At 49.8% G+C, this 8,243-nt stretch carries 3 protein-coding genes, 15 tRNA genes, 2 rRNA genes and 1 pseudogene; 20 read left to right on the top strand and 1 reads right to left on the bottom strand.

Annotated elements, in window-relative coordinates; all coding sequences use genetic code 11:
• The 19 genes from V3851_RS22725 to V3851_RS22635 form a co-directional block, all read left to right on the top strand.
• Positions 1 to 178: ribosomal RNA gene (locus tag V3851_RS22725) — 23S ribosomal RNA — on the top strand; the annotation flags it as partial.
• Between the two features lie 134 nt (positions 179 to 312).
• A 5S ribosomal RNA gene (gene rrf, locus V3851_RS22720) occupies positions 313 to 429 on the top strand.
• Positions 430 to 490: 61 nt separating this feature from the next.
• Positions 491 to 567 (top strand) — tRNA-Ile (locus tag V3851_RS22715).
• A 19-nt stretch (positions 568 to 586) separates the two neighbouring features.
• Positions 587 to 662: transfer RNA gene (locus V3851_RS22710), tRNA-Ala, on the top strand.
• An 18-nt stretch (positions 663 to 680) separates the two neighbouring features.
• A tRNA-Ser gene (locus V3851_RS22705) sits at positions 681 to 770 on the top strand.
• Positions 771 to 785: 15 nt separating this feature from the next.
• Positions 786 to 860 (top strand) — tRNA-Glu (locus V3851_RS22700).
• Positions 861 to 880: 20 nt separating this feature from the next.
• Positions 881 to 956, top strand: a tRNA-Val gene (locus tag V3851_RS22695).
• 90 nt (positions 957 to 1,046) lie between these two features.
• Positions 1,047 to 1,120, top strand: a tRNA-Met gene (locus V3851_RS22690).
• 20 nt (positions 1,121 to 1,140) lie between these two features.
• A tRNA-Asp gene (locus V3851_RS22685) sits at positions 1,141 to 1,217 on the top strand.
• Positions 1,218 to 1,241: 24 nt separating this feature from the next.
• A tRNA-Lys gene (locus tag V3851_RS22680) sits at positions 1,242 to 1,317 on the top strand.
• 15 nt (positions 1,318 to 1,332) lie between these two features.
• Positions 1,333 to 1,407: transfer RNA gene (locus tag V3851_RS22675), tRNA-Gly, on the top strand.
• 1 nt (position 1,408) lies between these two features.
• A tRNA-Arg gene (locus V3851_RS22670) sits at positions 1,409 to 1,485 on the top strand.
• A 60-nt stretch (positions 1,486 to 1,545) separates the two neighbouring features.
• Positions 1,546 to 1,621: transfer RNA gene (locus tag V3851_RS22665), tRNA-His, on the top strand.
• 22 nt (positions 1,622 to 1,643) lie between these two features.
• A tRNA-Gln gene (locus V3851_RS22660) sits at positions 1,644 to 1,718 on the top strand.
• Positions 1,719 to 1,722: 4 nt separating this feature from the next.
• Positions 1,723 to 1,797 (top strand) — tRNA-Gly (locus V3851_RS22655).
• 31 nt (positions 1,798 to 1,828) lie between these two features.
• Positions 1,829 to 1,905 (top strand) — tRNA-Pro (locus tag V3851_RS22650).
• Positions 1,906 to 1,913: 8 nt separating this feature from the next.
• A tRNA-Gly gene (locus V3851_RS22645) sits at positions 1,914 to 1,984 on the top strand.
• A gap of 358 nt (positions 1,985 to 2,342) precedes the next feature.
• Positions 2,343 to 2,759 (top strand): hypothetical protein, encoded by a 417-nt coding sequence (locus tag V3851_RS22640; RefSeq protein WP_331848800.1) that lies wholly within the window; start codon positions 2,343 to 2,345, stop codon positions 2,757 to 2,759.
• On the top strand, positions 2,752 to 2,973 hold the full coding sequence (locus V3851_RS22635; protein ID WP_331848799.1) for a type II toxin-antitoxin system HicA family toxin: 222 nt from the start codon (positions 2,752 to 2,754) through the stop codon (positions 2,971 to 2,973). The genes V3851_RS22640 and V3851_RS22635 overlap by 8 nt, the downstream gene beginning before the upstream one ends.
• 111 nt (positions 2,974 to 3,084) lie before the next feature.
• Here V3851_RS22635 and V3851_RS22630 read toward each other — a convergent pair whose 3' ends face one another.
• Positions 3,085 to 5,466: a GH36-type glycosyl hydrolase domain-containing protein gene (locus V3851_RS22630; protein ID WP_331848798.1), complete on the bottom strand. Its 2,382-nt coding sequence runs from the start codon at positions 5,464 to 5,466 to the stop codon at positions 3,085 to 3,087.
• Between the two features lie 496 nt (positions 5,467 to 5,962).
• Here V3851_RS22630 and V3851_RS22625 point away from each other — a divergent pair.
• Positions 5,963 to 8,061: pseudogene (locus V3851_RS22625) on the top strand (pectate lyase family protein).
• Positions 8,062 to 8,243 lie beyond the last annotated feature (182 nt).

The raw sequence follows: 8,243 nt of genomic DNA, 5'->3' as shown, positions 1-8,243 counted from the left end.
GCTGGGTAGCTAAGTGCGGACGGGATAAGCGCTGAAAGCATCTAAGCGTGAAGCCCCCCTCAAGATGAGATTTCCCAGTATGTAAGACCCCTTGAAGACGACGAGGTTGATAGGCTGGGGGTGGAAGTGCAGTAATGCATGGAGCTGACCAGTACTAATCGGTCGAGGGCTTATCCAAAAATACCCCAAAAAGTGAAGCGAGGCTTCGAAGGTAATTCCGATTACTTTTCGGGGACCCCGGTGAACCAAATAGGGGCTAAAATGCAAATCTAAGTTTCGTATCCGGTTTTCAAGCGATCAAGCTTGAATACGTTTGGTGGCGATGGCGGAGGGGTTCCACACGTACCCATCCCGAACACGACCGTTAAGCCCTCCAGCGCCGATGGTACTTGGACCGAAGGGTCCTGGGAGAGTAGGACGCCGCCAAGCAATCCCCTTAACGGGGCTTTTTTTTGCCCAAATTTCTACATATATCATTGTTTTTAGATAAGGGCCCTTAGCTCAGTTGGTTAGAGCGCACCCCTGATAAGGGTGAGGTCGGTGGTTCGAGTCCACTAGGGCCCACCATAAAATTTCTATGAAGTTTGGGGCCATAGCTCAGCTGGGAGAGCGCCTGCCTTGCAAGCAGGAGGTCAGCGGTTCGATCCCGCTTGGCTCCACCATTATTCCCTGAATACTGTGGAGAGGTGTCCGAGTTGGCCGAAGGAGCACGATTGGAAATCGTGTAGGCGTCACAAGCGTCTCGAGGGTTCGAATCCCTCTCTCCGCCATAATTCTATAAACAAGGCCCGTTGGTCAAGGGGTTAAGACACCTCCCTTTCACGGAGGTAACAGGGGTTCGAATCCCCTACGGGTCACCACTTTCCTATTGGATACATATGGAGGCTTAGCTCAGCTGGGAGAGCATCTGCCTTACAAGCAGAGGGTCGGGGGTTCGATCCCCTCAGCCTCCACCATATACTTCACCCCAAAAAGTGAAGTTGAGTCGCTGAAGCGTAATCGGATTACTTTTCGGAGACACTATAAAGAAATAACTTTTTTACTGACGCGGGGTGGAGCAGCCCGGTAGCTCGTCGGGCTCATAACCCGAAGGCCGCAGGTTCAAATCCTGCCCCCGCAATTGCAAGACCCTTAGGCTGTGGAACCGTGGTGTAGAGGCCTAACATGCCTGCCTGTCACGCAGGAGATCGCGGGTTCGAATCCCGTCGGTTCCGCCATTTTCATCTTAGATTCGCTTATGCGAGCCATTAGCTCAGTTGGTAGAGCACCTGACTTTTAATCAGGGTGTCGAAGGTTCGAGTCCTTCATGGCTCACCAGTTTCATTTTATTTTGCGGACGTGGCTCAGCGGTAGAGCATCGCCTTGCCAAGGCGAGGGTCGCGGGTTCGATTCCCGTCGTCCGCTCCATGCGCCCTTAGCTCAGCTGGATAGAGCGTTTGACTACGAATCAAAAGGTCAGGAGTTCGAATCTCTTAGGGCGCGCCATATTTTTATCAGTGTGTCTGAGTTGGCAGACCTGGCAAGTTTCAATTGAATAGGGTTATGGCGGTCGTGGCGAAGGGGTTAACGCACCGGATTGTGGCTCCGGCATTCGTGGGTTCAAGTCCCATCGATCGCCCCATTTGTAACTTTCGAAACATTGTTGGGGATTAGCCAAGCGGTAAGGCAACGGACTTTGACTCCGTCACTCATAGGTTCGAATCCTATATCCCCAGCCATTTTGCGGACGTGGCTCAGCGGTAGAGCATCGCCTTGCCAAGGCGAGGGTCGCGGGTTCGATTCCCGTCGTCCGCTCCATATGCCCTTAGCCGGCATCATAGTTAGTTATCGGGATGTAGCTCAGCTTGGTAGAGCACCTGGTTTGGGACCAGGGGGTCGCATGTTCGAATCGTGTCATCCCGACCATTTATTTTGCGGGTGTAGTTCAATGGTAGAACTTCAGCCTTCCAAGCTGATAGCGTGGGTTCGATTCCCATCACCCGCTTATTACAGATAGCCATTTTATAAAATAATTTGAGAAACGCTCTTAACCCTTGAGAATTAAGTTAAGATCACTTGGTAAGTGTGTTTTTTGTTGCATGGTATATTAAAATCAACTTCAAAGTCGTCAGATCCTTAACGGGGTTGATGGCTTTTTTTGTGTGCGAAAATGTACAACAGATGCGGAGGTAATAGAGTCGAAATTATTTTCGATTCCTAGGAAAAACGGATTGAGCGGGTAAAGAGACACCTTGAAAGGTGTCTTTTTTGCATGGAATAGAATTTAAATAAGAAATATGAATACACTACATAATGTACAGAATGTACATATTGGAGTAGAATGGAGGTAAGGAGGGGTGATTATGCAAACAATTCATAATGCTACTGAAGTTAGAGCTAATTTTGGGGGCTTTATTGACACCATCGTCCGCGAGAAGCCACAAGCCATAAAACGGAATAGAGATGTTATTCTGGCTTTCTCCAAGCAACACATGAAGGAACTGCTTTCGGTGTATGAATTAACTTTTGAGTATGAACAAGATGAGGATGGCCGCTATGCGGGGTCCATTGAACAAATTGAAGACATTGTAGGCGACGGTGCAACGCTGGAGGAACTTAAGTTTGAGCTTGCCCGACAATTAATTGAATATGCAGTCGATTACGAGAACAATTACGCACGTTATTATAATACACCCAATCGACATAAACATGCCCCTTACGCATTACGTGTCCTTTTGGAAGACGATATTGAATCGGTTGCCGCCATGTTACATGCCTAGTTGGAGTGATTTAGAAAATTTTCTGCGGCGTGACGGTTGGGCCATGGTTCGACAAAATGGCAGGGATAAGATTTATGAGAAGACAATGCCCAATGGAGAAATTTTGAGGACGGCAGTATCCAAAGGAACAGGTGAAATAGGGAAAGGCTTATTTAATCGAATTTTAAAACAGCAATTGCGTATTGATAAGGACTATTTTAATTCAATGAAGTAAGAGGGAGTAGAGTACATTCAAAAGAAAGCAACCTCCATCCAAAGCGGATGGAGGTTGTTTCTCTATATTACAGCAAGCAAGGCCGATCCAATGAACGCTGCTTTACCTCGCTTACCCCATAATGACCCGCACGTCATTTTCCGCTTCCATGTCGGCGACCGGGATCAGATTGCCTTGAATTTCTTTGCCGTTGATGAGGATATGGGAGACTCCTTTTTGTACGCCGTTCTTGTTCTCCACCTGAATATTCAGCTTCTTGCCGCGGAATTCCCGGACCATGGAGAAGTCCTTCCAGTTGGAAGGAACGCACGGGTCGATCCGCAGGCCGTCAAATTGCGGTTGAATCCCCATGATGCCCTCCACCAGGGAGACCATCACCGTCGAGGCGGTGCCGGTGAGCCAGTGGACATGGGCCCGGCCTTGATACGGGCTGTCTTTGGACTCGACGAACTGCCCGTGCACGTAGGGCTCGATTTTGCGGATTTCGGCCTTGTCGTTCATGCTGGCAGGGCTGCAATCCAGGAAGTATTGGAACGCGCGGTCCCCGTTGCCGAGCATGGCTTCCGCCAAAATGAGCCATCCCTGCGGCTGGCTGAAGATGCCGGCGTTCTCTTTGGTCGAGGCGTTGAAAAGAACCATCCGCGCCACGGGCATCCCGTATTCCTTAAACGGCGGGTAGCATAACATGGTGCCGTATTCGGTGCGCAGATTGTCGTGCACTTTGTCCATGGCGAGCTTCGCTTGATCCGGGCGGGCCGCGCCGCTTAATACGGCCCAGCTTTGCGGATTCAGCCAGATTCTGGCCTCATCGTTCTCCCAGGAGCCGACCGTATAATTGTCTTCCGTAAACCCGCGCACGAACTGATCATTCTCCCATGCATACTTCTGAATGTTTGCGTCGAGCTCGTCAAGCAGGCCTTGTGCCCACTCCACATCGCTAGGCTTGTTCTTGTTCTCCGCGATCTCCATGAACACCTTGAAGGCCATGTACAGCTGGAAGGCGACGAATAGCGATTCTCCCTTGGCTCCGAGACGCAGACAATCGTTCCAGTCGGCGTAAAGCCCGACCGGCATGCCGTGGACACCCATGCGATCCAGGCTGAATTGAAGCGCTTGGCGCAGATGCTCGTAAACCGTGGCCTCTCCTTTGTCCGAATAAGGAACTACTTCATCCGTAAAGCCCCAGTTGCCGCTTTCCTTCAAATATTTGATCACGGTTGGGAACAGCCACAAGGCATCGTCGGCGCGATAATGGGGATGGCCGGTTTCCTGTACGTACTCCGGATCGTCGGGCGTGCCCTCATGCCCGGGGTTATGGTCGAACTTCACGAGCGGAAGACCGCCGCCGTTGGAGACCTGGGCGGAGATCATCAGTCTCAGGCGTTCGAGCGCCATTTCATGATCCAGGTGGATGATGCCTTGAATATCCTGCACCGTATCCCTGTAGCCGAGCCCGTTGCGCAGGCCGCAGTATTGGAAAGAGGCGGCACGGGACCAGATGAAGGTGATGAAGCATTGGTAGGCGTTCCAGGTATTGATCATGCTGTTCAAATTCTCGCTTGGCGTCCGGACCTGAAAACGGTTCAGCTTGCTGTGCCAGAATGTCTTCAGCTCTTCGAGCTCCTTGTCCACGACGGACAAATCTTGATAGTGGCCGAGAATCTCGGACGCGCCTTGTTCGTTATACTGTCCCAGAAGGAAGGCGATTTCCTTCTCTTCTCCCGGCTGCAGCTCCACGTTGATCTGCAGGGCACCGCAGGAGTTGGTGTTGAAGTTTAACGAATTGCTGCACGCTCCATTCTCGACGGAGGCCGGATTGCCGTAACTGCGATAATCGCCGAGAAATGTATCCCGGTCGCCATCATAAGCGGTTACCTCCGCGCCCGCGGCGCCGAAGAATCTCCAGCACTGATCCTCGGGAACGTTTTCATTAATAGATTGGAGAATCATATTATTCTTGTAGTAAGTCCGTGAAATGAACAAAGTATATTGAAGGTTCACGGTATCTTGTTCGTAGTTGTTGTGGTTGGTGAATTCGACGAACCCGAAGAGCGCCAGCTTCCGGGCTTTGGAGCCGTTATTGCGGACCTTCAGGCGCCACACCTCGTAGGTTTTGTTCAGCGGCACGTAATATAAGGTTTCCGTGTGGATGTTGTCATAGTCCGAAACAAGGTTCGTGTATCCGGTTCCATGATGGCATACGGACTTGTACTGATTCAGATCCTTGCCCACCGGCTGCCAGGAGCCGGACCAATAATCCCCGTTCTCCAAGTCACGCACATAAATATAGCGTCCCGGCTCGTCCTTGGAATTGAAATGGTAGCGGACATGCCGCCCGTTCGCACCGGATTTTACAAAGCTGTACCCTCCCGCATTGCCCGAGATGATCGCGCCGTATTCCGGCGAGCCGAGGTAGTTCGCCCAAGGGGCGGGCGTATCCGGCTTCGTAATGAGATACTCCTTATTTTTTTCGTCAAAGTAGCCGTATTGCATGACCATTCCTCCTACAAAGTTGGTGACAGGCAGGGCAATAAACGCGCGTTCACGAACTGTTGAAGTATCCCAACCCACTCTAATCATAAAATAGTTTTGAACAACCTTAAACCCCATATTTGTGAAAATTAAACAAAGGATATCAAATCAATAAAGAAGTTAAAGTGTCATTTCTTTGACATATAATCATTAGCTCAGAAACCCGCGACATGCGCATCGTATGAGAAAATGATTATTTCGGAACTATTTTTGCGACTGATATGCTGTGGTTGAAGTTCCAGAATTTGCTGATTTTAACAAAAGATAATCATCTCCTGCTTTATGAGGAGTTGCTATTGATCAAGGGGCCCAACTGGAGAGGTGCCTTAATACCGGTTCAGCTGTCCGGACAGTTGAACTACACAATCCACAGGCGAGGAGGCGTATAACAAAGCTTCAATAAAATGCAAGCGGTTACAAATCGGTACGCAACAAATAAAAAATAGGAGGAAATCCAATGAAGAACAAAGTTGCAAAGGTAACCGGCATGATGTTGATGTTTTCTCTGGTCCTATCTTTAATAGCAGGGAGATGGGCGAATCCGACGGCCCATGCGGCAGGTGTTTCGATCATCGGTAGCGGCGGCTGGAATGAAACGGCGTATGTAAAATGGTCACCCGTGAGCAACGCGGAGGGCTACAATGTTTATGTGAAACCCGCAAGTGCGGCGGATTCGAGCTATCAACAAATCGATAATGAGCTGATCCGAAAATACCCTTCCTATTGGAGAGCGGATGCCGTAGGTCTTGCGGCCGGAAATTATGTAATGAAGGTTGAAGCCAGACTAACGGGCGGTTCAACGGTAAGTGCTGTTTCGAGCAGCCTATCCGTAGCGTCACATGACCGATCGGGATTTGCTTTTTCCTCGGACTCGCAATATGGGACAGGCTCAGGTGCTTACAATGATGACGGAACACTGAAGAACGGCGCCAAAGTGATCTATGTGACCTCCGAGACGGCGCAAACCGTGACCCTTGATGTGAAGGTCAGTAGTTCAGGCAGTGTGCAAAAGGGTGTCGGGATCGGCGAGATTTTGAACCTAAGACAAAAAGGTTATGATACAACCCCGCTTGCCATCCGGTTTATTGGGCAGGTGACGGACGATGACATGAGCGGAGAACTGAACAGCAGCGGATTCCTTCAAGTCAAAGGTAAAACCGACTATTCGGAAATGAATATAACAATCGAAGGGATCGGGGACGACGCCTATGCTTATGGATGGGGAATCCTTCTTAGATATGTCGGGAACGTGGAAGTGAGGAATCTGGGCATCATGTTGTTCCCTGACGACGGGATTTCCCTGGATACGGGAAACGTCAATGTGTGGGTGCATAATAATGATTTGTTCTACGGAACCGCAGGCGGAGACGCCGACCAAGCCAAGGGCGACGGCTCCACGGATCCACGGATCTGAAAAAAGGCTCAACCTATATCACCATCTCCTACAATCACTACTGGGATTCGGGAAAAGCGGCGCTGGTCGGTTTGAGTGAAACGGCGGATTTCTTCGTCACCTTCCATCATAACTGGTTCGATCACTCGGACTCCCGTCACCCGCGCATCAGAACGGGATCGATTCATATTTATAACAACTTCTATGATGGAGTTTCCAAATATGGCGTAGGCGTTACTACGGGAGCTTCGGCTTTTGTGGAGTCCAATTATTTTAGACATACCAAATACCCGATGCTCAGCTCCTTGCAAGGTACGGATGCTTTAGGGGAAGGGACATTCTCGGGCGAGAATGGAGGCGTGATTAAGGCCTACAACAATACCATAGTGGATGCAGACAGCCTGATCTATGCCAACTCCAATGCCGGAACCGCTGCGGCCAATGCAACCTCCTTCGATGCCTACCTGGCTTCGTCGAGAAATGAAACCGTGCCAAGCTCCTATAAAGCAAAAGTAGGCGGAACGGCTTATAATAACTTCGACACAAGCAAGGATACGGGAGTAACTAGCGCCGACATCGATAACGTAAGCAATGTGGAACAAATCGTCACCGCCGAAGCCGGGCGCCTGAATAATGGCGACTTCACCTGGACATTTAATGATTCCGTCGACGACACGTCGTCTGCGCTCAATACCGCCCTAATGGCCAAAATAACCAGCTACACCACTCAACTTGTATCCGTAGGCGGGAATTCCACCTCAGACCCGGGGACCGATCCCGGAACAGATCCGGGTACAGACCCAGGGACAGATCCAGGGACAGATCCAACCGGAGACCAAGTTCATAACTTTACAACCTCCGGATTGGACAGCGACTTCTTTAATATCACAGGAAACCTTTCGACAACCAAGGGAACTGTGGTGTATAACGGACTGACGCTAACCCAATGTTTGAAGATCGAGAGCTCAACCAGCATTACCTTTACCACTACGAAAACTGCAACATTAACCTTGGTGTTTAACTCGGCCGACGGAACGAAGATCAAGATTGATGGGACCAGTTATGCAATGACTGGTGGGATTGTGAGCGTGTCGCTTGGTGCGGGGGCGCATAGTATTACAAAGGCTGATGTTACTAATCTGTTTTATATGGGGTTGGAGTAGGGTAGTTGAGATGGACTGGGCGCATTACTAGCCTTAAAGATTTAATCTAAATTCATTGATAAAATTAGCTGGCGTTAGTGAAAAAATGAAGACAACACACACATTTGGCATACTTGCAGGGGTATTGAAATACAGCGGGTATAGTGATTTCTAAACTGTCACCGTACTCACTGTTAAGTAAG

This window comes from Paenibacillus haidiansis (assembly GCF_036553665.1).
GTDB lineage: Bacteria > Bacillota > Bacilli > Paenibacillales > Paenibacillaceae > Fontibacillus > Fontibacillus haidiansis.
The sequence above is the reverse complement of the archived record's forward strand: the minus strand, read 5'-3'. Positions and strand labels throughout refer to the sequence as shown.